The sequence below is a fragment of the Vibrio sp. A2-1 genome, assembly GCF_021728355.1.
In the GTDB taxonomy this organism is placed as follows: Bacteria; Pseudomonadota; Gammaproteobacteria; order Enterobacterales; family Vibrionaceae; genus Vibrio; species Vibrio splendidus_K.
This window is the reverse complement of sequence record NZ_JAKKCO010000005.1, coordinates 58,121-82,914: the sequence shown is the minus strand read 5'-3', so window position 1 is coordinate 82,914 and position 24,794 is coordinate 58,121. Positions and strand designations below refer to the sequence as shown.

General features: G+C 39.8%; 21 protein-coding genes. 19 read left to right on the top strand and 2 right to left on the bottom strand.

Annotated elements, in window-relative coordinates; translation table 11 throughout:
- Positions 1-23: 23 nt before the first annotated feature.
- From L3V33_RS16885 to L3V33_RS16815, 15 genes are all read left to right on the top strand, one after another.
- Positions 24-854: a glycosyltransferase family 2 protein gene (locus L3V33_RS16885; protein ID WP_237290858.1), complete on the top strand. Its 831-nt coding sequence runs from the start codon at positions 24-26 to the stop codon at positions 852-854.
- Between the two features lie 162 nt (positions 855-1,016).
- A complete protein-coding gene (locus L3V33_RS16880) occupies positions 1,017-2,132 on the top strand; it encodes a hypothetical protein (RefSeq protein WP_237290857.1) in 1,116 nt (371 codons plus the stop codon).
- 53 nt (positions 2,133-2,185) lie between these two features.
- Positions 2,186-3,154, top strand: coding sequence for a polysaccharide pyruvyl transferase family protein (locus L3V33_RS16875; RefSeq protein WP_237290856.1), 969 nt, complete (start codon positions 2,186-2,188; stop codon positions 3,152-3,154).
- Positions 3,141-4,073 (top strand): glycosyltransferase family 2 protein, encoded by a 933-nt coding sequence (locus tag L3V33_RS16870; RefSeq protein WP_237290855.1) that lies wholly within the window; start codon positions 3,141-3,143, stop codon positions 4,071-4,073. The genes L3V33_RS16875 and L3V33_RS16870 overlap by 14 nt, the downstream gene beginning before the upstream one ends.
- Positions 4,074-4,122: 49 nt before the next feature.
- Entirely contained in the window at positions 4,123-5,286 is a 1,164-nt protein-coding gene (locus tag L3V33_RS16865; RefSeq protein ID WP_237290854.1) for a glycosyltransferase, read from the top strand.
- A 16-nt stretch (positions 5,287-5,302) separates the two neighbouring features.
- Positions 5,303-5,809, top strand: a complete 507-nt coding sequence (locus L3V33_RS16860) for an acyltransferase (protein ID WP_237290853.1) — start codon at positions 5,303-5,305, stop codon at positions 5,807-5,809.
- 33 nt (positions 5,810-5,842) lie between these two features.
- Positions 5,843-7,090 carry a glycosyltransferase family 4 protein gene (locus L3V33_RS16855; RefSeq protein ID WP_237290852.1) on the top strand — a complete coding sequence of 416 codons (1,248 nt, stop codon included), beginning with the start codon at positions 5,843-5,845 and terminating at the stop codon, positions 7,088-7,090.
- 4 nt (positions 7,091-7,094) lie between these two features.
- Positions 7,095-7,718 (top strand): sugar transferase, encoded by a 624-nt coding sequence (locus tag L3V33_RS16850; protein WP_237290851.1) that lies wholly within the window; start codon positions 7,095-7,097, stop codon positions 7,716-7,718.
- 6 nt (positions 7,719-7,724) lie between these two features.
- Positions 7,725-8,939 (top strand): decarboxylase, encoded by a 1,215-nt coding sequence (locus L3V33_RS16845; RefSeq protein ID WP_237290850.1) that lies wholly within the window; start codon positions 7,725-7,727, stop codon positions 8,937-8,939.
- 5 nt (positions 8,940-8,944) lie between these two features.
- Entirely contained in the window at positions 8,945-9,865 is a 921-nt protein-coding gene (locus tag L3V33_RS16840; RefSeq protein ID WP_237290849.1) for a branched-chain amino acid transaminase, read from the top strand.
- 8 nt (positions 9,866-9,873) lie between these two features.
- Complete coding sequence (locus L3V33_RS16835) at positions 9,874-10,686, top strand: aldolase/citrate lyase family protein (protein ID WP_237290848.1); 813 nt, start codon at positions 9,874-9,876, stop codon at positions 10,684-10,686.
- A gap of 61 nt (positions 10,687-10,747) precedes the next feature.
- Complete coding sequence (locus tag L3V33_RS16830) at positions 10,748-11,914, top strand: nucleotide sugar dehydrogenase (protein ID WP_237290847.1); 1,167 nt, start codon at positions 10,748-10,750, stop codon at positions 11,912-11,914.
- Positions 11,915-12,812: 898 nt separating this feature from the next.
- Positions 12,813-14,753: a nucleoside-diphosphate sugar epimerase/dehydratase gene (locus tag L3V33_RS16825; protein WP_237290846.1), complete on the top strand. Its 1,941-nt coding sequence runs from the start codon at positions 12,813-12,815 to the stop codon at positions 14,751-14,753.
- Positions 14,754-15,044: 291 nt separating this feature from the next.
- Positions 15,045-16,577: a 2,3-bisphosphoglycerate-independent phosphoglycerate mutase gene (gene gpmM, locus L3V33_RS16820; protein ID WP_237290845.1), complete on the top strand. Its 1,533-nt coding sequence runs from the start codon at positions 15,045-15,047 to the stop codon at positions 16,575-16,577.
- 550 nt (positions 16,578-17,127) lie between these two features.
- On the top strand, positions 17,128-17,610 hold the full coding sequence (locus tag L3V33_RS16815; protein WP_114634273.1) for a hypothetical protein: 483 nt from the start codon (positions 17,128-17,130) through the stop codon (positions 17,608-17,610).
- A 114-nt stretch (positions 17,611-17,724) separates the two neighbouring features.
- Here the strand turns inward: L3V33_RS16815 and L3V33_RS16810 are convergent, their stop codons facing one another.
- Together L3V33_RS16810 and L3V33_RS16805 are read right to left on the bottom strand one after the other, a co-directional pair.
- Positions 17,725-18,204 carry a methylated-DNA--[protein]-cysteine S-methyltransferase gene (locus L3V33_RS16810; RefSeq protein WP_237290844.1) on the bottom strand — a complete coding sequence of 160 codons (480 nt, stop codon included), beginning with the start codon at positions 18,202-18,204 and terminating at the stop codon, positions 17,725-17,727.
- Between the two features lie 257 nt (positions 18,205-18,461).
- Positions 18,462-19,805, bottom strand: a complete 1,344-nt coding sequence (locus L3V33_RS16805) for an MATE family efflux transporter (RefSeq protein ID WP_237290843.1) — start codon at positions 19,803-19,805, stop codon at positions 18,462-18,464.
- A 355-nt stretch (positions 19,806-20,160) separates the two neighbouring features.
- Here L3V33_RS16805 and L3V33_RS16800 point away from each other — a divergent pair, with 355 nt between their 5' ends.
- From L3V33_RS16800 to L3V33_RS16785, 4 genes are all read left to right on the top strand, one after another.
- The gene (locus L3V33_RS16800) at positions 20,161-20,451 is read left to right on the top strand and encodes a co-chaperone GroES (protein ID WP_076667770.1); all 291 of its coding nucleotides are present in this window, start codon (positions 20,161-20,163) and stop codon (positions 20,449-20,451) included.
- A 51-nt stretch (positions 20,452-20,502) separates the two neighbouring features.
- Positions 20,503-22,149: a chaperonin GroEL gene (gene groL, locus L3V33_RS16795; protein ID WP_017079119.1), complete on the top strand. Its 1,647-nt coding sequence runs from the start codon at positions 20,503-20,505 to the stop codon at positions 22,147-22,149.
- A 258-nt stretch (positions 22,150-22,407) separates the two neighbouring features.
- On the top strand, positions 22,408-22,965 hold the full coding sequence (locus L3V33_RS16790; protein ID WP_004733330.1) for a hypothetical protein: 558 nt from the start codon (positions 22,408-22,410) through the stop codon (positions 22,963-22,965).
- Positions 22,966-23,248: 283 nt separating this feature from the next.
- Positions 23,249-24,727 (top strand): sensor domain-containing diguanylate cyclase, encoded by a 1,479-nt coding sequence (locus L3V33_RS16785; RefSeq protein ID WP_237290842.1) that lies wholly within the window; start codon positions 23,249-23,251, stop codon positions 24,725-24,727.
- Positions 24,728-24,794 lie beyond the last annotated feature (67 nt).

Genomic DNA, 24,794 nt, shown 5'->3' with positions numbered 1-24,794 from the left:
AGAGTTGTAAATTTGGATTTGTTATGTCAATAAAAGTAACGGTTTGCTGTGTTAGCTATAACCATGAGAAGTATTTGAAATCTACATTAGATGGTATTTTGAATCAAGAAACAGATTTTGAATTTGAAGTGCTTGTATACGATGACTGTTCGACAGATGGTAGTCGAACAATCATTGACCAGTATAAAGATGAAAGTATACATCGCTTTAAAACTGTTTATTCGGAAGAGAATAATTATTCAAATGGGATTAGGCCATTATCATTTTTAATACCGTTAGCAGAGGGAGATTATATTGCTTTTTGCGAGGGTGATGATTACTGGATAGATCCTAAAAAGCTGCAAAAGCAATTTGACGCGCTTGAAAAAAATAAAGATATCGATATTTGCTTCCATCGTGCGCACACGTTAGAAAATAAAGTAATTTCAGATAAAGGATATGGCTATTATGGTGATTTAGAAAGGGTTATATCTATAAGAGAGGTTATAAAGTTTAGTGGAGGAGTAATGCCTATGGCATCAATCTTTATTAGAGCTAATAAATTTAAGGCACTGTTCGAAACTGAACGTGATTTCTTTAAACGCTTGTTGAGACATTCTGCAATACAAATAATCAACTCTGATAAAAATGGCGCGCTATATCTCCCTGATATTATGAGTGTTTATAGATTTATGCATCCTGGATCATGGAGTCGTATACAAGAAAGCGATAAGTTGGCTCAGAAGAATAGTTTCATTGAATTCTGCCTTCGGAATAAGGCGTTAAACCGAATCACTGAGCGCCGATATTGGCTGGATTTTAAAATTCTTTTTTTAAAAAGAATGATAAGATATTTAATTAGCATCGTAAGATGAGTTTCATAAATATATTCTTGCGTATTGTTTGATCAATAAGCTAAGTCGGCCGTTGTTTATTACCTAGTATTGTGGCTATTAATGGGTATTATTAATAGCTTATATTATAGTTTATTTTAAATTCGGTGTGTTATATGCCTTATTTAGGGTTGGTGCAAGTTAGTGTTACTTAATAAATTTAATTTTGCAATTTTTCCATTAGTGTTAGGAATTACATTTCAAGTTGGTCAGCCATTTGGCAGTCGGATAGGCTTTGTAATTGTTTGTGTATTGGCTTCATTTTCTTTGTTGATTCTTATTCGTGATATAAACAAAAAAATCACGAAGAATGAATTTTTATTGATATTGTTTGCATTCGCGAATATTTCAATATACTTATTTAACAGTGTTGAATTTATTGGTTTTTCAAGGTCTCTTCTTGCATATTTAACCTTTTTTGTAACCTATTTTTTATTTCGATCTTTGACTATAGAAAGGCGTGAAAAAATATTCACTTGGATTCTCGTCCTCGCTTTGTTATTTTCAATTCTGGAACTAACTTCAAGATTGCAAGGGTTGTCAGACTTAGTTTACCTTCTAAACTCAAATTTACACTCTCTAAAAAGCCAAAGTGCATATTATTCTGACTCTAATGGCTATGGTATATATATATTATGTATAATAATGCTATTAATTCTATACATACTTAATAACGAATTGAAAAGGCGTCGCTTTTTTGTCTTGGGTGTAACTATCCTATGTTTATTCTTAATGTTATCACTATCAAGATCTGCAATTATATCTTTTTTCTTCTTTTTGTTTTTTATATTTTCATGTCATACAAAGTCGAAACTAGTTAAGTACATACACTTTCTAATAATGGTTGCTGCAATATTATTATTAATACCTAAACTATATGAGTTTGTTTTATCGGATAGTAGTGGAAGTACAAGAATATTAATATTCCAGCATACATTTTCTGAATTTGGTTCTGATACCATAAGTGAAATGTTCTTTGGTCTGGGAGAAGGTTTAGGTAAAATCAGGTTTTCATACGAAGAGGGGGCATATGCCCACGCCTTAATCCCTTTGTTACTAGGAATGTCAGGATTAATTGGTACTGCAACATATTTTATGTTTTGGGTGATTTTGATTTTATCTGAACGAATGCTATTTCTTTTTCTTGGACCGCTGTTTATTACCGGATTGATTCTATTACCACCATATTTTGAAGTGATATATTTTTGCTTGGGAGCGCTATTGGCACAAAAAAACAAAGAACCAATTAATAACAATTAATAAGTTTAATTTGGTTATCGTATTTTCAGTAAATTTATAACTTTGGAGTACAAATGAATTGTTTCACTATTGGCTATTTTCAAGATAACTTAGGCGATGACTTAATGCTAAGTATATTGGCGAAGTCAAATCCTAATAAGAACTTCAGGGTTACTAACTGGAAAGATTCTAAGCTTCTTTCTTTTGAAAAAATAGATAATGTTGAATTGTCAAATGTGAATATTATCCGCGAACTATTTCGTTGCCAAGAAATAGTGTTTATCGGTGGTTCATTATTCATGGATTCCAAGCCTACCTCTTGGATCTATTATATGAAGTTGTTTTTATTTCTTGCGCTTGGTCGAGTTTTGAAGAAAAACATTTATGTTTTTTCTTCAAATATTGGTCCGATTTTAGATAAGAGAACTAAATTTTTTTCTAAGTTAATATTTAAGCTATGTAAAAGAATAATTGTAAGAGACCTCACTTCATACGAATTTGTTAGTAAATTAAATCATAGCGATGTTCTGATAAGTAAAGATATCGTCGAATATCTCCCTGTAGTTCAATCTGAGGTTGTAAGTGGAAGGCTTGGAGTAAGTGTATTAGGTTCTGGACCTTGGGAACAGAATAAATACGAAAATAACTTGATAGAATCAATTTGGGAAAAAGTCAACTCAGGCTATAGCCAAGTCTATTTGTTTTCTTTTAAAAACACACAAGACCTAAAACTTTGTCAAAAGCTGTACAACATTTTTCATAGTAATGGGGTGTTTGTGAAAATTATTCCATATGATGATGTAGATCGTTTCTTACTGGAGTTTTCTTATTTAGACTATGTTATTTGTACAAGGTTTCATTCAGTGATATTATCAATGGTTTATAATGTGAATTTTTCTGTTTTTATATATTCAAACAAAATATCCGACTATTTGAATACGAATTATAATATTACTGTACCTGATAAATCCGAATCTATTGTCGATGTATCACTCGAAAATAAGTTAACTTCATCAAAAGAAAATCCTTATGTGTTTAGTTAAGTTTTCTATAGTAATTCCTGTTTATAACAAGCAAGAATATATAATAAATAGTATCGAATCAGTTTTACAACAAACATTTTCAGACTTCGAGATTATTTTTGTTGACGATGGTTCTGTCGACAGTTCTGTTGACGTAATAAATCAAGCAATGATAGGAAAAGATGTCTCCTGGTATTTGGTTTCCGGACGAAACTTTGGTGTTTCTAACGCAAGAAATAAAGGTATTGCCTTAGCTCGTGGGGAGTTCATTGCATTCTTAGATGCTGATGATATCTGGCATAAAGATTACTTAGCAACACTAAATAGAGTTATATTGCAAAACCCCAATGAACGATATTTTACATCTAATTATAAAGAAAGATATACTAACGAAGCAAAAAAGGAATCAGTATTAGATTTTGATTTTGATACTATTAATTGTAGAATCGTTAATTATTGTGTAGACCAAACTCATTTCTACACGTCATCAGTATGTATTTCGAAAGATGTTTTTTCTTCAAACTTGTTTTTTTTTGATGAAAATCAAACTCATGCTGAAGATACAGATGTCTGGTTTAAGTTGTCACTTCGATATGACACAGTTTTTATTGATAATGCATTGGTTTATTATGTTCAATGCGATACAGATAGCGCTACATCGAATATTCAAAAACTTGATTATTCGACAATTTTTGATAAAAAAGTCATTGATAATATACATACAAACTTGATTGTAGAAACTAAAAATGTTAAAAAATATATTGATAATCAGAGGTTGAGGTATGTAAAGTCGAACTTGAAAAGAGGTAATTTAACTAATGCACGAAAAATTATAATGAATGGTTATTCTATACCCTTAATTTTTTTCCTACCGTTAACCTTTTTTCCAGCGAAGCTTGTTGTAGGTATTGCAAAACTTGTTAGGAAATTAGTACGGTAACATTTAGTAAGACTTAAATTTTCATCAAAATACTGGTAGGTAAAAATAGATGAAGAGTCCAAATAATAACACTTTGATTTTTTATTGTTCTTGGGGGGTTATCGATACTCCTAGTGGTTACTTAATTGACCCTCTGCATAATCTTTACATTACTGAAGCTAAAAAGCATTTCGACAAGGTCGTTCTAGTTTCAAATGCTACAGTTGGCGATACTGAGGATAAAGTGGCTATTTCTTCAGACGTCGAGGTATTTACTTTGCCCGTTTTTAGTTCGTACCTTTCAGCCATTAGAAAAATTGGTGGATTTAATAGAGTCATAAGGGATGTCTCATATAAATACCCCGGATCTAGATACTATTTACGATCACCTGAACCGTTTTCATGGTTGTTTCATTTCTACAACAAAAAGAAATCAAAATTAATATACCATTTCATGTCTAATCCTTTAGAAGCAATATTGAATAGGAAGCATTCTACTTTAATATCAAGGTGTATTAAATATTGTATGTACATGCCAGAGTTGATGTTTACAACGTATATAGCAAAAAAGAATCATGTTAGTTGCAATGGTGAGTTGTTGAAGCGGAACTTGTCGAATTATTTACCTAAAAATACAGTGGTACTTAACGAATCTACGTTAAAGTGTGAAGATTTCGTTTCGGAAATGTCTATTAACAAGCGTGATTCTTCGGAGCCGATAAATATGTTGTATGTGGGTTACCTCAGGGAAGCAAAAGGTGTTGATAATTTGATCGATGCTCTTGTTTTACTTCATGATACCGGAGTAGATTTTATTTTTAACATCGTTGGATCTGGACCCATGGAAAACTTACTTCGTTCTACGGTTACATCAAAGGGAATGGGCGAAAAGATCAAGTTCTTAGGGTACATTTCTGATAGAGATCACTTGTTAAATATCTATAGCGCTTCTCACCTCTTTGTTTTTCCTTCATTATCCGAAGGGAGTCCGCGAGTTGTTATTGAAGCTATGTCTAGAGGAGTCGCTGTTATTGCAACTGATGTAGGGAACACAAGAGAATTGCTAAAAGGAAATGGATTATGCATTAAGCCAAATGACGTTAATGCTATTCTAGACGCAATGATTTTTTATAGTAAGCATGATAGTAATAGATACTCAGACGCAAGAAAGGCTTTAGAATACTCAAGAAATCTAACTATTGAGAATTTTTTTATTAACTTTAAGAGAATCTAACGTTAAGGACGTTTTTGTGCATAAGTTTAACCTTTTATATACATGGTTTATACGTACGGTGACTTATTGGTTGCCAGACCAACCAGTTATAATGAGACTAAGAGGGAAGCTATATGGTTATCGTATGAAAAGTTGTGGAAGAAATTTTCAAGTTTCTTCCAATGTTATTTTGAGAACATTGGAGAATTTAACTGTAGGAGATGATGTCTATCTTGCACCAAATGTAGTAATAAACTGCTCTGATACCATAACTATCGAATCGGAAGTTTTAATTGGATTTAATGTCGTAGTTGTATCAAGTAATCACTCTATCTTAAATGGTTCATATCGATTTGGCACTTCTATCGACAAGCCTATATTTATTGGTTTTGGTAGTTGGATAGGTGCGAACTCTACCGTGCTCGCCGGAAGTTATATTTCAAAGAGTGTTGTCATTGGTGCTAATAGCGTCACTAATAAATTTGTTGAAAGTGACGGTATATATGCAGGTTCACCAGTTAAGTGTTTAAAAAAAATTAGTTGATAATAGTTTGATATATGCTTTAAGGAGTTCAGTTTGAATGTATGGCTAATTATGTCCGGTGAACCACTCTCTCTTTTCGAGGACCGGCCACATAGGATAGGAATTTTATCAGAGGTGTTATCAAATCTTGGGCATTCAGTTACATGGTGGACAACGACATTTGATCATCAATCTAAATCTTATTTTTTTGATAATAATAAGCATATTGATGTCCAAGCCAATCTATCAATGAAGTTCCTTCATTCTAATAAACCTTATAAAAAGAACGTATCCCTATCTAGAATTATCAACCATGGGGAAGTTGCGCAGCAGTTTATCGAGTTGGCGAAAAATGAAAGTAAACCAGATCTAATTCTTTGTTGTTACCCAACCATAGAGTTAGCCTATGAGGCAACCAAATATGGTAAGGAAATGTCTGTTCCTGTTGTGGTTGATGTAAGGGACTTGTGGCCTGATATATTCTTGGATGCTATCCCAAGTTTTGCTCGCCCTTTTGGTAAACTCGCCCTTAAAAATTATTACAAAAAAACTAATTACATTTTTGAAAATTGTACTGCTATTACCGCTGTTTCGAAGAAGTATTTAACGTGGACGGAAAGCTTCTCCAAGAGAACCATTGATAGCAGGGACTCTGTTTTTCCCTTAGCCTACAGGATATCTGATGACGGATCAGATGGCTTACCTGAAGTAATCGAGCATTTTGAAAAGCTAGGGGTTGATTCTGAAAAGGTAATTGTCTGGTTTGTAGGGACTTTTGGAAGAACTTATGATTTATCTCCTATCATAGAAGCTGCTCGTGCAATCGATAATCCTCATGTTCAGTTCGTGTTTACTGGTGAAGGTGAGCAGGGAGATATCTGGAAAAAAATGGCATCAGACCTTGATAATGTCATATTTACAGGGTGGGTTGATAGAAAAGGTATCGCTTATCTATCTACGATCGCTTCAATTGGTTTAATGGCGTACAGAAAAGGTGCACCTCAAGGCTTGCCTAACAAAGTCTTTGAGTATCTTGCTGCAGGCCTTCCAATATTGTCTTCTTTGGAAACAGAAACAAAAGATCTATTGGAGCATCATGAAGTTGGTTTTACCTACAAAGCGAGTGACTTTAGGGATTTTCAATCAAAACTAGAAGATTTGGTGGCAAACCCAGCTAAGCTAGAGAAGCTTGGGAAACAAGCAAGAAGGTCGTTTGTTGAAAACTATTCTGCGGATACAGTCTACGAAGAAATGGTAAACTACTTATCTAATACAATACAAGAATACAAGAATAGAACTTAATATTATGAAAAGATTTTTTGATATATTTTTCTCACTTATCGGATTAACCTTAGTTTTTCCCATTTTATTAGTTATCGCGATAGCTATAAAAATTGACTCTTCAGGTCCAATATTCTTTTTTCAAAAAAGAATTGGTATTAATGGTAAAGTATTTAGCATCATTAAATTCAGGACTATGATAGTAAATGCTGAGAATATGGAAGGAGGGATATTTAATACCGCTAATGACCCTCGGGTGACGAAAACAGGAAACTTCCTTAGAAACTCAAGTTTAGATGAAATTCCTCAGTTTATAAATATATTAAGAGGTGACATGAGTTTTGTTGGACCTCGACCACCTGTTACTTATGAATTGGGTAATTATGAAGGTTGGGATGCTGATCTTAAGAAAAGCTTCTCTGTTAAGCCTGGTGTTACTGGTTTAGCGCAAGTGAGTGGTAGAAATGAACTCAACTGGGACGAGAAAACAAAATTTAACCTAGAGTACATTGAAAAGTATAGCTCTTATGGCCTCCTTTTTGATATTAAAATTATACTTTTGACTATTGTCAAAGTCTTAAAAAATGAAGGTAGCCATGAATTGTCCGATAATGTCGAAGCTGATAAAAAAAGAATAAATAAAAAGTAGGCCAAAATGAATTATGAATTATTAAATGAACTAAATTCACTGCATGGTGATAGTTTTTACCTTCTTGATTCGTCAAAGTTTGAAGATAACTACGATGATTTTTTACTTGCATTTAAGAGGTATTATTCCAAAACGAATATCGGTTATTCTTATAAAACAAATTATACCCCCAAACTGTGTAAGATCGTAGATCTCAAAGGTGGCTATGCAGAAGTGGTTTCTGATATGGAATACGCACTTGCTCTTAAGCTATCTGTAAAAGCGGAAAATATAGTTGTAAATGGTCCTTACAAGCCTTTAAATTTTTTGAAGGAAGCAATTTTCGGGGGGAGTATAGTAAACTTGGACTCCTACACTGAAATTGAACTAGTAAAAGAACTTGCTCAAGATAACCCAGATAAGCAGCTTAAAGTCGGTATAAGGTGTAACTTCGATATAGGCAATGACGTCGTATCAAGATTTGGTATTGATGTTGAAGATAGCACCTTTTTTGAGCAATTTAAGCTTATAAATGAAATTGCCAACCTTGAAGTTGTCGGTATACACTGTCATTTTCCTGACCGAAATGCACCGTCATATAAGGTACGAGCTGAAAAAATTATCGCATTATCTGATAAATTGTTTAAGACTCCGCCTAAGTATATTGATGTTGGCGGTGGATATTTTGGTAAAATGCCAGATGTACTTAAAGACCAGTTCTCTAGTTATCATGTATATGATGAATATGCTGAAAATATAGCTTCTCAATTTGCAAAACGCTATGGTTGTTTGCCTGAAAGTGAACAGCCAATATTAATATTGGAACCTGGTAGTGCTATTGTCGGCGATACTGTGAAATTTGTCTCTAAAATAATAGATATAAAATCTATTAGAGGGAAGTTTATTGCGATGAGTTCTGGTAGTAAATTTAATATTGGACTATTATCTTCATCAGTAAATATGCCGATAGAAGTTTTCTCTAAAGAACAAGGTGAGTGCTACAGTGATATAGATATCTCAGGATTCACGTGTATTGAAAGTGATTATCTTTATAAAGGGTATAACGGCCCTCTTTCCAAGGATGATTACGTTGTTTTGAGTAATGTCGGCTCATATTCAATTGTATTTAAACCGCCGTTCATTTTACCAAACTTTCCAGTGCTTGAAATAGCTGAGCAATCATTTGAGATTGTGAAGAGAAAGGAAACGGTTGAAGATATTTTTACAACATTTGAGAATTAATATAAATGAACGAACAAAAAAGAATGATTTGGTTATCCGGTGAGATCGTACCTTTAGAAGATGCTAAAATTCATGTTCTATCTCCAACGAGCCAGTTTGGTCTTAATGTATTCGAAGGACTTCGCGGGTACTGGAATGAAGAGCAGAGTCAGCTTTATATCTTCAGACTGCAAGAACATGCAGAGCGTTTGCTTAAGTCAGTTAAGATGATGCGATTTGATTGCGATTATACCCTCCAATACTTGCAAGACAGTGTTCTTGAAATTGTTAGAGCGAACGAATACAAAGAAGACATTGCCGTTAGACAGACGATATTTGTGGATGGTTTTGGAAATTGGGCTTCAACAGGGCCAACAGGGATGTTTATTGCGCCGATAGCCAAAGGGCGTCAGCTTGAAGGTGAGTCAAAAGGCATTCATGTATGTGTAAGCTCTTGGGAAAGAATTAGTGATAAATGCCTTCCTCCTAAAATAAAACTGGGCGCTAATTACATGAATAGTCGACTGGGGCAAATGGAAGCGGTTCGAAATGGTTATGACTCTACTTTATTTTTAACTGCTGACGGGAAGGTCTCTGAAGGCCCAGGTTCTTGTATGTTTATGGTTCGTGATGGTGAGCTAATTACGCCTCCAGTGACTTCATCTATTTTGGAGAGCATCACCAGAACGACTCTTATTCAGATTGCAAGGGACGAACTTGGCTTATCTATTGTTGAGCGAGAGATTGATAGAACCGAATTATATATTGCTGATGAAGTATTCATGTGCGGTTCAGCGGTAGAGATCCTTCCCGTCTTGAGCGTTGACCGACTTAATGTCGGAAATGGCGATGAAGGTGATATCACTAAACGTATCGAGAAAGCATATTTTGATATTATCACGGGCAAAAAAGACAAAAATAGTGCTTGGCTAACACCTGTATATTGAGGCTTATAATGATAAAAATGATACTGGACAATGATGTCGACAAAATTAAAATGTACGACGAAGTTGGCATAGACCGTATCTTTCTGGATTTGGAGATCAATGGAAAAATTGACAGGCAAGGCGGGTTAGATACTGTTATTAGCGATCATACTATTGATGATGTGATCGAAGCTCGTAAGGTGATTGAGAATGCGGACCTGTTGGTTCGCATCAACCCAATACATGATCATAGCAATGAAGAAATTTCGGCTGTCATTGATGCTGGAGCTGATATTATTATGCTCCCGATGTTTAAAACGAAAGAAGAAGTAGAAACTTTTATTCGTTTGGTTAATGGCGCTGCAAAAATATCATTGTTACTTGAGACTTCAGAAGCTCTAGCTAGAATCGATGACATATTAGAAGTCGATGGTATAGATGAAATTCATGTGGGCCTTAATGATTTGCATCTTTCGCTTGGTTTAACTTTTATGTTTGAGTTGATGGCTGGCTCCTTACTTGAATATCTCACTGATAAATTTAAAGCAAAAGGCATTGAGTTTGGTATAGGTGGGGTTTCGCGAATAGGTTCTGGTAATTTAAGTGCAGAGAAGATTTTAAATGAACATGTTCGATTAGGCTCAACACGAGTTATTTTATCTAGGGCTTTTAAAGAGGGTAATATGGATGCTACTACTTTAAAGAACGAGCTTGATATACTCCATCAAGTTCTAGATAAAGCGAGACTAAAAGATAATTCAGAATTACTAGACAACAAGTATCAACTTAAAAATCAAGTGGATAATTTAGTCTTTAATTTGGTTAATAAAGGTCATTTTTAAATTTATTCGATGTAAGATATAGGAAATCTATATCAATTTTATTTCAACGTTTGGCTTATTTATGAAAATTGCAATTGCCGGAACAGGCTATGTAGGCTTATCAAATGCGATGTTGTTGGCTCAACACCATGAAGTTATCGCAGTCGATATTATTGAAAAGAAAGTACGCCTGCTCAACGATAAAGTATCTCCTATTGCCGATTCAGAAATAGAAGATTTTTTGGTAAATAAATCTTTAAATTTCATCGCGACACTAGATAAAAATTTTGCATACGCTAATGCGGAATTTGTCATCATCGCTACACCTACGGATTACGATGTTGAAACGGATTATTTCAATACATCTTCAGTTGAAGCGGTTATTAAAGACGTCATGGCTATCAATCCCAATGCAGTCATGGTAATTAAGTCCACAGTACCCGTTGGCTACACGGTTCGCATTAAAAAGGAGTTAGGGGTCGATAACCTTATTTTCTCTCCTGAGTTTCTACGTGAAGGTAAGGCGCTATACGATAACTTATATCCTTCTCGTATTATTGTGGGTGAGCACAGTGAGCGAGCTCAAACATTTGCCGATTTATTGGTTGAAGGAGCGAAGAAACAAAATATTGAAGTATTGCTTACGGATTCTACAGAAGCTGAAGCAGTAAAGCTGTTTTCTAATACTTATTTGGCGCTGCGAGTATCTTACTTTAATGAGCTAGATACTTATGCTGAATCCCACGGCTTAGACTCTCGCCAAATCATTGAAGGAGTGAGCTTAGACCCGCGTATTGGCTCTCATTATAACAACCCTTCTTTTGGTTATGGTGGTTACTGTCTACCAAAAGATACCAAACAATTACGAGCTAATTATGCTGATGTTCCGAATAATATTATCGGCGCGATTGTTGATGCAAACACCACCCGTAAAGATTTTGTTGCGGATTCGATTTTAAGTAAAAGGCCAAAACGCGTTGGTATCTATCGTCTTATCATGAAGTCTGGGTCGGATAACTTCCGAGCATCGAGTATTCAAGGTGTGATGAAGCGTATTAAAGCGAAAGGTGTTGAAGTGGTGGTGTATGAGCCTGTTTTGAAAGACGATGAGTTTTTCCATTCACAAGTTATACGCGACCTTAAAGAGTTCAAAGAGAGTTGTGATGTGATCGTATCGAATCGAATGGTAGATGAAATTAAAGATGTCGCAGACAAAGTTTATACGCGTGATTTGTTTGGTTCTGATTAATCGACACCATTAGTGCAGCCTATTGGGGCTGATCTTTTTCTGTCGTGATTTTACTCTGCTAATCATAATCTTATTGTGCTTTCTGTCTCAGCCCTGAGATAGTCGATCGTCCAAGATCCTCTTTTTGAGACTCCGCGTAAACATCCCAATAGGCCCGGTTCTGGGCACTATTGGGAGTACCATAACCATCGCTCTATATTGTTGATTTATAAGTCTTAAATTTGATTATGAAAATTGAGTGAGACAGTTTTTCTATAAATTATTTAAAAATCACCTTTTTACATACAGAGATCGTGATCCATCGTCTCAAAATCAGAGATCCTTTTATTCTGTCGAGCAGAAATTACGGATTTACCAGTGAATATCTACATTTTAGTAGCGGCTCCCCACGTGACTTTGAGCCTAATATTGGGATTAGATTAACCAGTAGGTCTGGTTAGCGAGAAGAGTGTTATTCACGCAGATAGTGCTCTCGCAGCAGGGTTAAAATCGTTTAGTGAATAAGCCTTATGTCGTATAAGATCCATCATTGTGAATATGTGCTAAAAGTGGTGCCAGTATTTTTTGTTCTGATGAGTTGGGTGAACGTGAGGAGGAGGTATGGCTGTTTTGTCTCACTCATGAGGCGGATGAAGAAGAGCTTCATGAGTACAATCATAATCTGGATTGATTTAGTGATATTATGTGGCAAACTCAAGTCGAAATACAATGCTTTCCATACTGTGGTGAACGATTGACCCCAGACTTAAAGAAAATGAACACGGTTTATCATCATCACCTCTACGGGTAATTGTTGTTGATGTTTTGCTTAGTGGTACGATATCGATTTTAAATTGTGACCTAAACTCAGGCTGTTCAATGGCTTTATAAATAACTATTAATAATTAAGAATTATTTTATGCAACGTCTAAATTTTATATGGCAACTCTCTCGCTTAAAAAAGCGGATCGTCAGTGTCACGATTGATACTTTGCTTATTCTCTTTGCTCTGCATATTGCGTTGTGGACAAGGCTAGGCGATTTTCAATTTTTGAGTGATGGTGACAATTTATTATTGGCAGGCTTAACAGTAATAACAACGATCATTACTTTTACCAAAATAGGACTTTATCGCGCCGTTCTCCGTTACCTCACTTTCCAGGCTCTGTTTGTGGTGACGGCCGGTGCTATCTTGTCGGCCATCTCTTTGGCTGTATTTGCATATTACCTGCAAGAGCCGATCCCTCGCACGGTACCTATCATCTATGGTGCTTACTTGGCGCTATTGTGTGGGGGCTCTCGTCTTGTTGTCCGTAACCTTGTTGCCACTACGTCTCCCTCGAAAGGTTCACGTCAAGAAGTGTTGATTTATGGTGCAGGCTCTGGTGGTCGTCAGCTAGCGGTAGCGCTTCGCGCCTCTGGGGACTACCATATTCGTGCGTTTATTGACGACGATAGCACTCTCACTAATACGATGATCTTAGGATTACCGGTTGTTGGTTTAGATAAGACCCACGCTTTGATCGATAAATATGATATTTCTAAAATCTTACTCGCGATACCAAGTGCTTCTCGTGCACGCCGTAAGCAAGTTCTGGACTTGTTAGCGCCACTGCCTGTTGAGATTCAAACGGTACCAGACATGGCGGATATTGTGTCTGGCAAAGCGAAAATTGATGAGCTGACCGATGTACCTATTGAAGATTTGTTAGGTCGCGATGCGGTTGCGCCTCAGCAAGTGTTAATGGAAGCTAACATCAAAGATAAAGTGGTGATGGTGACCGGTGCTGGTGGTTCTATTGGTTCAGAGTTGTGTCGTCAAATCCTGAAACAACAACCTAAAACGTTGGTGCTTTTTGAAGTTTCTGAGTTTGGCTTGTACCAAATTGATCGTGAGCTTTCGCTCGTGAAAGAAACCAAAGGATATGATGTTGAAATTGTGCCGTTACTCGGTTCGGTTCAGCGTTCGCATCGCTTGCTAACTTCAATGCAGTCCTTTGGCGTGCAGACGGTTTATCATGCTGCAGCTTATAAACACGTTCCTCTTGTCGAGTACAATGTCATTGAAGGCGTGCGTAACAACGTATACGGCACTTACTATACGGCCAAAGCGGCGATTGAGGCGGGTGTTGAGTCTTTTGTTCTTATCTCAACAGATAAAGCAGTGCGCCCAACCAACGTGATGGGCACGACGAAGCGTATGGCGGAGTTAGGTTTACAAGCTTTAGCTCAGCAAGAAAACCAGAAAGAGAACGGAACTCGTTTTTGTATGGTTCGCTTTGGCAATGTTTTAGGCTCTTCTGGTTCAGTGATTCCACTGTTTAAGAAACAGATTAAAGCCGGTGGCCCACTCACGGTGACTCACCCTGATATTACCCGTTTCTTTATGACTATTCCTGAAGCAGCGCAATTGGTGATTCAAGCGGGCGCAATGGGTAAGGGTGGTGATGTGTTTGTGCTGGATATGGGCGAATCAGTAAAAATCACCGATCTCGCAGAAAACCTGATTAGACTTTCAGGCCTGTCTGTTAAGAACGAAGAGAATCAGCATGGTGATATCGAGATTCAATTCTCAGGTTTACGTCCTGGTGAAAAGTTGTATGAAGAGTTGTTGATTGGCGATAATGTCGCACGTACCGCTCACGAACGAATCATGACCGCACAAGAAGTGTTCTTGCCGATTGATGAGTATGACACGCTACTTGAATCCTTAGACTTTGCTTGTCATAACCTAGAACATGAAGCTATTCGTCAGCTACTTCTTGATGCGCCGACCGGATTTTCGCCAACGGATGGGATTGGTGATTTGGTTTGGAATGCGAGCCAAATGCAAGAAGCACCAAATGCAGCCAGTGTATAGCGAAAGCCGATGATAACGGTGAAAGTTAGTAGTTAGTAGTAAATAGCTAATAAAGAGCCTCGTAATGTGATTACGGGGCTCTTTTTGATTGTGTCGAATGCGTAGCGAGTACTTAATCTTCTAAGTGATTAGAACAGTCAGCTAAACACAAAATGACGTTCTTTTTCATATTCGATCATCCTACCTGCGCCCTTTCTTGATCTTCCGCTACAGTTTTGACTGTAAACTGTAGTAAAATTACGCTAATTTGTTTTTATACCGATTTATTTTGAATTGAACGAGGTCAGTCCTATGTCAGCTAAGAAGCCAATGGCTCTAGTGATCCTTGACGGTTACGGTTACCGTGAAGACAACCAAGACAACGCTATCGCAAACGCTAATACTCCAGTATTAGACGGTCTTATTGCTAACCAACCTAACACGCTAATCTCGGCTTCTGGCTTAGATGTAGGCCTACCAGACGGCCAAATGGGTAACTCTGAAGTGGGTCACACCAACATTGGTGCGGGTCGCGTGGTATACCAAGATTTAACGCGTATTACTAAATCAATCGCAGACGGCGAGTTCGCTCAAACTGAAGCGCTGGTTAACGCTGTTGATAAAGCGGTTAAAGCAGACAAAGCTGTGCACATCATGGGCCTTATGTCTCCAGGTGGCGTTCACTCTCATGAAGATCACATCTACGCAGCGGTTGAAATGGCAGCAGAGCGTGGCGCAGAGAAAATCTACCTACACGCATTCTTAGACGGTCGTGATACACCGCCACGTAGCGCAGAAAACACATTAGCTCGTTTCCAAGAGTTGTTCGCTAAACTGGGCAAAGGCCGTGTGGCTTCGCTTATTGGTCGTTACTACGCAATGGACCGTGATAACAACTGGGATCGCGTTCAAGAATCTTACGACCTGCTTACTCAAGCGAAAGGTGAATTCACGTTTGATACAGCTGTTGCTGGCCTAGAAGCGGCTTACGCTCGTGACGAAAACGATGAGTTCGTTAAAGCGACAGAAATCAAAGCGGAAGGTGAAGAATCTGCCGCTATCGTTGATGGCGATGCGGTTATCTTCATGAACTACCGCGCCGACCGTGCGCGTGAAATTACTCGTGCATTCGTACCTAACTTCGACGGTTTTGAGCGCAGCGTATTCCCAGCAATCGACTTCGTGATGCTGACTCAATACGCAGCAGACATTCCACTGCTTTGTGCATTCCCACCGGCTTCTCTAGAGAACACCTACGGTGAATGGCTATCGAAAGAAGGCAAAACGCAGCTACGTATCTCTGAAACAGAGAAATACGCGCACGTGACGTTCTTCTTCAACGGCGGTAAAGAAGACGAGTTTGAAGGCGAAGAGCGTCAGCTTGTTGCTTCTCCAAAAGTAGCAACTTACGACCTACAGCCAGAAATGAGCGCGCCAGAGCTGACTGAAAAGCTTGTTGCAGCAATCAAAGGCGGCAAATACGACGCTATCGTTTGTAACTTCCCTAACTGTGACATGGTTGGCCACACTGGCGTTTACGATGCAGCGGTTAAAGCGGTAGAGTCGCTAGACGAATGTCTGGGTAAAGTAGTTGAAGCAATCAAAGAAGCCGATGGCCAACTGCTTATCACTGCTGACCACGGTAACGCGGAAATGATGGTAAACCCAGAAACGGGCGGCATCCACACGGCGCACACTAACCTACCTGTTCCACTTATCTATGTAGGTAGCAAAGACGTTGAGTTCAAAGAAGGCGGTAAGCTGTCTGACCTTGCACCAACGATGCTTTCTCTGTCTGGTATTGCAATTCCGGCAGAAATGTCAGGTGAAGTGATCGTTAAGTAATGACTGTTTTAGACAAATAGTTTTAACTTTTATCGAATACTAGAACGGCTGCACGCGAGTGTAGCCGTTTTTTTTTGTGATTTTTTTGGACTCAATATTATACCAATCGTAGTAAATAGCAGGTCACCCTAACTTGTTAAAAACTTCGATAACTTCGTTAGAATTTTCACTTGTAGAATAAATACTTATCGAAACTTCCTGTCGAAAAAAAAGCAGCCTTGTTCTCAAGCTTTTTCCTGCTTTTATTTTATGGCTGATATGGCTGATATGGCCGACCCCGATCTTGATGAGTCTGATTATGATCATAAGCATGAGTCTTGAGTCTGCTTATAAACATGAGCCTTCTTATAAACATAAGCATCGAAGCGAAATCTATTCATCCCCCATTGTTTAGCAAATGAACAAAACCTTGCACATCAATTTTGTTAGTGCTAACTTGCTAAATCTTGAGCGATCGTTCAATTTTAATTTAATATGATTGGTTTGATGAAGATAAACCTTGGTGTGTTTTTCTATTCAAGCTGTTCTATTTCTCATGGAAGTCAAAAGTATGAATAAAAAGACGCTTATTATGACATTTGTTGTCGGCTTGATGGCTAGTATCGCCTTTATCCTGATTCAGCCTTTGTTTGGTATGTCGACCCTGACATCTCGACACGCTGCTGCGTACGTGACGTTAGGTGGCTACGATCCAACGAGTGCACTGGTGTTGTCGTGGGTTGTGCATGTTGGCGTTTCATTGTGTTATGCCTTTCTTTCGAACCTTATTTTTATCTTCAATTCATCGCTTTCCGTCAACCTCATCCAAATCGCCGTATTGGGTTGGATAACCACGCTTATTGCAACGCCAGCCAATGAATGGGTGGTGAAACTGGTGACGACAAAACAATTTCCGCCTATCAGTTCGTTATCTGCACTGAACACCGATGTTGGGCCTAAGTTATGGCTGCATATTTTGTTTTTTGTTCTTATCGTTGGTGGGTTATGGCTGACGAAAAAACAACGTTTCGCTATGGCTGTTGCGAAGATTTAAAGGGCTGTCGCGAAGATTTAAAGGGCTGTCGCGAAGATTTAAAGGGCTGTCGCGAAGATTTAAAGAGCACTTAAATAGCTATCTTGGTTTATTCGGCTACCTGTTTGTTTGCCATTATTCGTTGTTTGCCATTTTTAGCTCAAAATCCAGTAACCATTCTTTGCGGTTCATGCCTCCAGTGTAGCCCGTTAATGTACCGTTCGCCCCAATCACTCGATGGCAGGGGACAACAATGCTAAATGGGTTCTTACCGTTCGCACCACCTACTGCTCTTACTGCTTTCGGGTTATCCATTCTTTTCGCTTGCTCGCCATAGCTGATGGTTTCCCCATAAGGGATACTGGTCAACGCGACCCATGCCTTGCGTTGAAAATCGGTGCCTTTAGGTTCTAAAGGTAAGTCAAAACGGGTGCGTTGGCCTGCAAAGTATTCGTCTAGTTGGCGAGATACTCTAAGGCATAACTCGTCGGGGTTTTCTGTAAGCTCTGGTTCGGTATTGATATGGTCAATTTCAATAAGCGACACACCATTACTAACAATGATCATCTTGCCAATCGGTGCGTCATAGAACATTTTGTAAGTGGTGTCTTCCATGTCATCTTCCTTCTTCTAGTCTTTTTCTGTTCTCAAGCTCTTCGAATCTCGTATCTGCTCTTATATCTTTTCGCATCCCGATTACTCGAATCTCGCATCTGCTCTTATATCTTTTCGCATCTCGGTTACCCGAATCTCGCATCTGCTCTTATATCTTTTCGCATCTCGGTTACTCGAATCTCGTATCTGCTCTTATATCTTTTCGTATCCCGTTTACTCGTATCTCGAATCTGCTCTTATATCTTTTCGCATCTCGTTTACTCGCATCCCGCATCTGCTTTCCCCCTTATACGAAGCGCAAAACAATACCCGGATATACCGCCCATGATATTGCCGAGTGCTAAGCCAACAAACATCCCTTCGACGCCATCGATTTGGCTGCCTATCCACGCAAAGGGCAAGGTAAACACAAACAAGCGCATGAAGCTCCACTGGAAGGCTTTAAGTGGTTGATGCATCGCGTTCATGCCGCTGATCAACATCATCACAATGCCTTGGAACCCATAGCTAAAGGGCACAACTAGCAGGTAATGCCACAATATGCCTCGCACCGATTCTTCTTGAGAGAAAAGGGCGGCTAAAGGAATGCTCAGTGGCACCATCATTAAGAAGACTAACCCTTGGAATAATATGGCAAAACGCATGCTTAGAAACAGTGCCTTAAAACTGCGTTGAGGGTTGTTTGCGCCAAAGTTTTGCGCCATGAAAGGCGTAAGAGCTGAAGTCAGAGACATCAACACAATGATCAGAATGGACTCAATACGTTGCGCTGCGCCATACGCCGCCACCGCTTCAGTACCTTGCTTGGCCAACATCATCATGATGATAGCGCCAGCAAGTGGATTCAGAGCGTTAGACAGAGCGGCTGGTGTGCCTATTTTTAAGATTTGTCGCCAGTCACTGACGATGTTTTTCAGTTTAGGAGGAGCAAGCAGTTTTTCTCGCACCATCAATACGTACAGTGATCCACATAAAGCACCAAACCAACTGAAACCACTGGCAATGGCTGCGCCTTGAATCCCCAGTTCAGGGAAAGGCCCATAACCGAAGATGAGCAGCGGATCTAAAACGCCATTGATAAGCCCAGCCAGTAGCATGATCTTGGCGGGCGTTTTTGTATCACCGGTTGCTCGAATCGCGCTGTTGCCTGCCATGGGAATGACCAACAATGGGATCGCGAGATACCACACCGACATGTATTCCGATATCAGCGGCAGCAACTCTTGCTCTGCCCCTAATAGGGTGAACATAGGCTCTAAGAAAGTAATGCCTAGCGTAGAAGCGCAACCAACAAGAAGCAGAGCCAGCAATAAGCCATGACAGGTAAAGCGTGCTGCATTTTGTGCGCTGCCTTGGCCAAGCAATCGCCCAATACATGTCGAAAGGCCGATACCGATTCCCATGGTGATGCAGTTGATGCCAAAGGTGACTGGAAAGGTAAAGCTCACCGCAGCTAAGGCTTGAGTACCAAGCAACGAGATAAAGAAAGTATCGACGAGGTTAAACATCAAGATCGCCACCATACCGAATATGGTCGGTATGGTCATGGTACGCAATGTACTCTCAATTGGGGCAGTTAATAGCCCGTGCTTATCTTGCATGTAAAACGCCGATAGAAACCAAAAGCGTAGGATAAACAGATGCGGGCGGGAAGGGAATAGCTTAAAAGCAGATACGAGATGCGGGTAAACGAGTATCGAAGAGCTAAAAGCGGAGAAAAGAAAAGCAGCCTTCTTTTGCTTAACCCCCTGACATTTACACAAGATTATTCGCAGGGGCGTTTTTGCTTTTCGTATCTCGCATCCCGTTTACTCGCATCTGCTCTTATCTGCTCTTTGGATCACAATTTTTCTCTTTCACCCCTTGGGATCTTCTGCATCGCCCCAACATACTGATTAACCCATGCCAATTGTGGCAACTATCATATTAAATGGAAATTATCAGGAGATCTGACCGATGAATATCCGTCCTCTACACGACCGAGTTATCGTTGAGCGCCAAGAAGTTGAATCTAAATCTGCTGGTGGCATCGTTCTAACTGGTTCTGCCGCTGAAAAATCAACGCGCGGTATTATTCTAGCTGTTGGCAAAGGCCGCATTTTAGAAAACGGTTCAGTACAACCATTGGACGTTAAAGTTGGCGATACTGTTATCTTTTCTGAAGGCTACGGCACTAAAACTGAAAAGATCGACGGCAAAGAAGTTCTGATCATGTCTGAAAACGACATCATGGCGATCGTTGAGTAATCCGCGCCACACATTGAACTGATTTAATAAAGAATTTTAAAGGAAATTAAGATGGCTGCTAAAGACGTTAAATTTGGTAACGACGCACGTATTAAAATGCTAGAAGGTGTAAACGTTCTGGCTGACGCAGTAAAAGTAACGCTAGGTCCTAAAGGCCGTAACGTTGTTCTAGACAAATCATTTGGCGCACCGACTATCACTAAAGATGGTGTTTCAGTTGCACGTGAAATCGAACTTGAAGACAAGTTCCAAAACATGGGCGCACAAATGGTTAAAGAAGTGGCTTCGCAAGCGAATGACGCGGCGGGCGACGGAACAACGACAGCAACAGTATTGGCTCAGTCTATTATCGCTGAAGGCCTAAAAGCGGTTGCTGCTGGCATGAACCCAATGGATCTTAAGCGCGGCATCGACAAAGCGGTTATCGCGGCAGTTGAAGAGCTGAAGAACCTTTCTGTTCCTTGTTCAGACACGAAAGCTATTGCTCAAGTAGGTACTATCTCTGCGAACTCTGATTCGACAGTAGGTAACATCATTGCTGAAGCGATGGAAAAAGTAGGTCGTGATGGCGTAATCACGGTTGAAGAAGGTCAGGCTCTACAAGATGAGCTAGACGTAGTTGAAGGTATGCAGTTCGACCGCGGTTACCTGTCTCCTTACTTCATCAACAACCAAGAAGCCGGTTCTGTTGACCTAGATAGCCCGTTCATTCTTCTTATCGACAAGAAAGTGTCGAACATCCGTGAACTTCTTCCGACTCTAGAAGCGGTTGCTAAGGCATCTCGTCCACTTCTTATCATCGCTGAAGATGTAGAAGGCGAAGCGCTAGCAACTCTTGTTGTGAACAACATGCGTGGCATCGTTAAAGTGGCTGCGGTTAAAGCACCTGGTTTCGGCGACCGTCGTAAATCTATGCTGCAAGACATCGCTATCCTAACGGGCGGCACGGTTATCTCTGAAGAGATCGGCCTAGACCTTGAGAAAGTAACGCTAGAAGACCTAGGTCAAGCTAAGCGCATTACGATCACTAAAGAAAACTCAACCATCATCGATGGTGCGGGTAATGAAGAGATGATCAAAGGTCGCGTTTCTCAAATTCGTCAACAAATCGAAGATGCGACGTCTGACTACGATAAAGAAAAACTTCAAGAGCGCGTAGCTAAGCTAGCTGGCGGTGTTGCAGTAATCAAAGTTGGCGCTGCGACTGAAGTTGAGATGAAAGAGAAGAAAGACCGCGTAGAAGATGCACTTCACGCGACTCGCGCTGCTGTTGAAGAAGGTGTAGTTGCTGGTGGTGGTGTTGCACTTATCCGCGCTGCATCTAAAGTTGCTGGCCTTGAAGGCGACAACGAAGAGCAAAACGTAGGTATCCGCGTTGCACTACGTGCAATGGAAGCGCCTATCCGTCAAATCACAACCAATGCTGGTGATGAAGAATCTGTTGTTGCTAACAACGTTCGTGCTGGCGAAGGTAACTACGGTTACAACGCGGCGACTGGCGAATACGGCGACATGATTGCTATGGGTATCCTAGATCCAACTAAGGTAACGCGTTCTGCACTTCAGTTCGCAGCATCCGTTGCTGGTCTTATGATCACAACAGAAGCGATGATCACTGACAAGCCACAAGATTCTGGCCCTGCAATGCCTGATATGGGCGGCATGGGCGGTATGGGTGGTATGGGCGGCATGATGTAATCATCCCCCTTTCTCGTAACAGAGAAAGCTATACATAAGCTTTAGAACGGAGACCTCGGTCTCCGTTTTTGTTTTTCGCATCTCGTTACTCGCATCCCGCATCTGCTCTTAACCATTGCTCTTTATGATTTTGCGTCTTATATTCAACAGTACAGTTATGACATTGATCTAACATGGATAGCTGTTGAATAAAGGATAATAAATGCTTGATTGAAAATGGATTAATCAAGTCAACAATAAGTCAGTGGAGACTCCCCAATGAAAAAATTACTTTCAGTACTTGCTGTGTCTGCAGCGGTAATGGCGCCAGCAGCATTTGCTTCTTCGCCTGTTATGTTTTCAACGATCAATGGCTTCAATGCTCCGGATTCAGATGCGGTTGGTGGTGTACGTTTGGCTCTGCTTCACGGACAAGTGAACGACGTTAAAGGTGTCGATCTTGCGGTTGTGGGTATGTCAGAAACACAAACCACGACGGGTGTGAACCTGGGTATTTTTGGTGCGCATAAAGTAAACCAAGAAATGACCGGTGCTTCTTTGGGTATATTCAACTGGAACCCAGGAAAAACAACAGGCTTGAACTTGGGTGCAGTGAACATCACCAATGATGTGAAAGGCGCGAACGTGAGCTTCGTCAACTACTCTGAAGGCAACACTATGGTTGATGTTGGTGCGGCGAACCTTTCAGAAGTGTCGACGGTTCAGGTTGGTATCTTCAACAAAACCAATAAAATCGAAGGCGTACAGATTGGTCTGATCAACTGTGCTGATAACGGTTTCTTCCCGTGCTTCCCGATTGTCAATTTCGCTAAATAGAATATGAATTTCACGAAATAGAACGCGGTTGAGCCTCTAGATTCACTATTGGTGAGTTAAGTGATTTATTAGTGCTCAAGCCTATCAATGCCTAAATTCTTTTGTTTAGGCATTATTCTTTTGTTTAGACACTGTTCTTTTGTTGAAGCACTGTTGTTTCAATCCCTTTTCCGATTTACATACCTCAAATTAGTTAATAAGCACTTGGTTTTATACTTTCTATTGCAGTATTTTTACTTATAAGTACAATGTGCGCTAAAATCACAACGTCGACTTATATGCTTTGATAAAACACCATACCATCGATTTTAAAAAGGCTTTCTTAAGCCTTACCGCAAGTTTTTTAGTCGTTTTGGGCTTATTGCTCGTTGATTCAGCGGAAGAATCAGATAAACAGTATGGAATCGAAAACCAAGGTGTCACGCGCTCTCTTGCTGAGCTCACAAAGATTATTAATGCCCTTGAATACAACATCACGGCACTTTACCCACTGCATGGCGATACTTATGTGTTCTCGCATGAAAAAAAGGTAGAGGGTGAGACGTGCTATTTCATCAGTGAGGAGCAACAAGCCCCTCGTTTTGACTTCATGTTCTCAGGCCCTAGCGAAATGTGTGATCCGAAGTCAGAGCTTAACTCTGAAGCCGGTAAGCGCTTATTCATCGCTCCAACCATGGCTTATTTTGCCAATACTATTGATACCATCTCTGCGATTTACTTTATCTCGAAAGAGAAGTTTATTATCTCTTCGCCTTCTGATTTTGCTCGCACGATTAAGGGCGATACCTTTGACTCTGTGGTGAACAGTCGTCCGTACTGGGTGAATACGATTCGTTTTGGCTTAGCGCAAGGTCAAGACCAAGTTGTCTATACGGGCCAATATGATGATTACCTGACGGGTAAAAAAGTGGTGACGTTAACCAAAGGCATTTACGTTAATGGTGAGTTTAAAGGGGTATTGGGTGTCGATGGCTATGTTTCTAACCTCGTATCGAACCCTACTCATGGTTATAAAGTCACCAGTACTCGAGGCGCAAACAAGTACGGGGTTATGGACTTTACCTATTCCAAGCCTTTGTATGTTGATGACATTAACACCCAGTTATATCTCAGTATTGAAGAAGAGAAGAGCGAGCACTTTCTGCATGTATTGGAGATGGAGAAGATTCAGCTTTCGATACTGTTTGTTTTGTATTTGCTCTCGGTTTTATGGCTATGGCGTTTTTATACAAGACAAGAACACCAGCGTTTGAATGACCTAGCAATGTGCGACCCATTAACTGGTTTACTGAATCGACGCGGCTTTGAAGCTCGATTACTGGCTCAGGACGAACAGCCGATTATTGGTGTTGGCGTGTTTGATATCGATGATTTTAAAGTGGTTAATGACCGCCATGGCCACAAAACAGGGGACGAGGTGATTTGCCATGTGGCTCAGTTGATGCTGAACAGCGTTAGGCAGCAAGATATCGTGGCACGGTTTGGTGGTGAAGAGTTTGTTGTCGCGATCACGGGTGAATCATCTGAATTGCTTTCATCGATTTTTCAACGAATTCAAAACGACATTAGCCTGCAAAGTTACCGATGTCCGACGGGTGACAAGGTGAGTATTTCTGTTTCTGGGGGAGCGACGCTCTATTCTCTGTACAAGTTCGACAGTGTCGGGCACTTGTGGGAAAACCAGAGTATTCGTTCTTCGGATGAGCAGCTTTATAAGGCGAAAGCCGCGGGTAAGAACCAAGTGTGTATTCACGTGCATTAAGCGCTTGTCTAAAAACTCAAAGCCTAGTCGTTTGACTAGGCTTCTTTTTCGTTTCTAAGAATTCGTC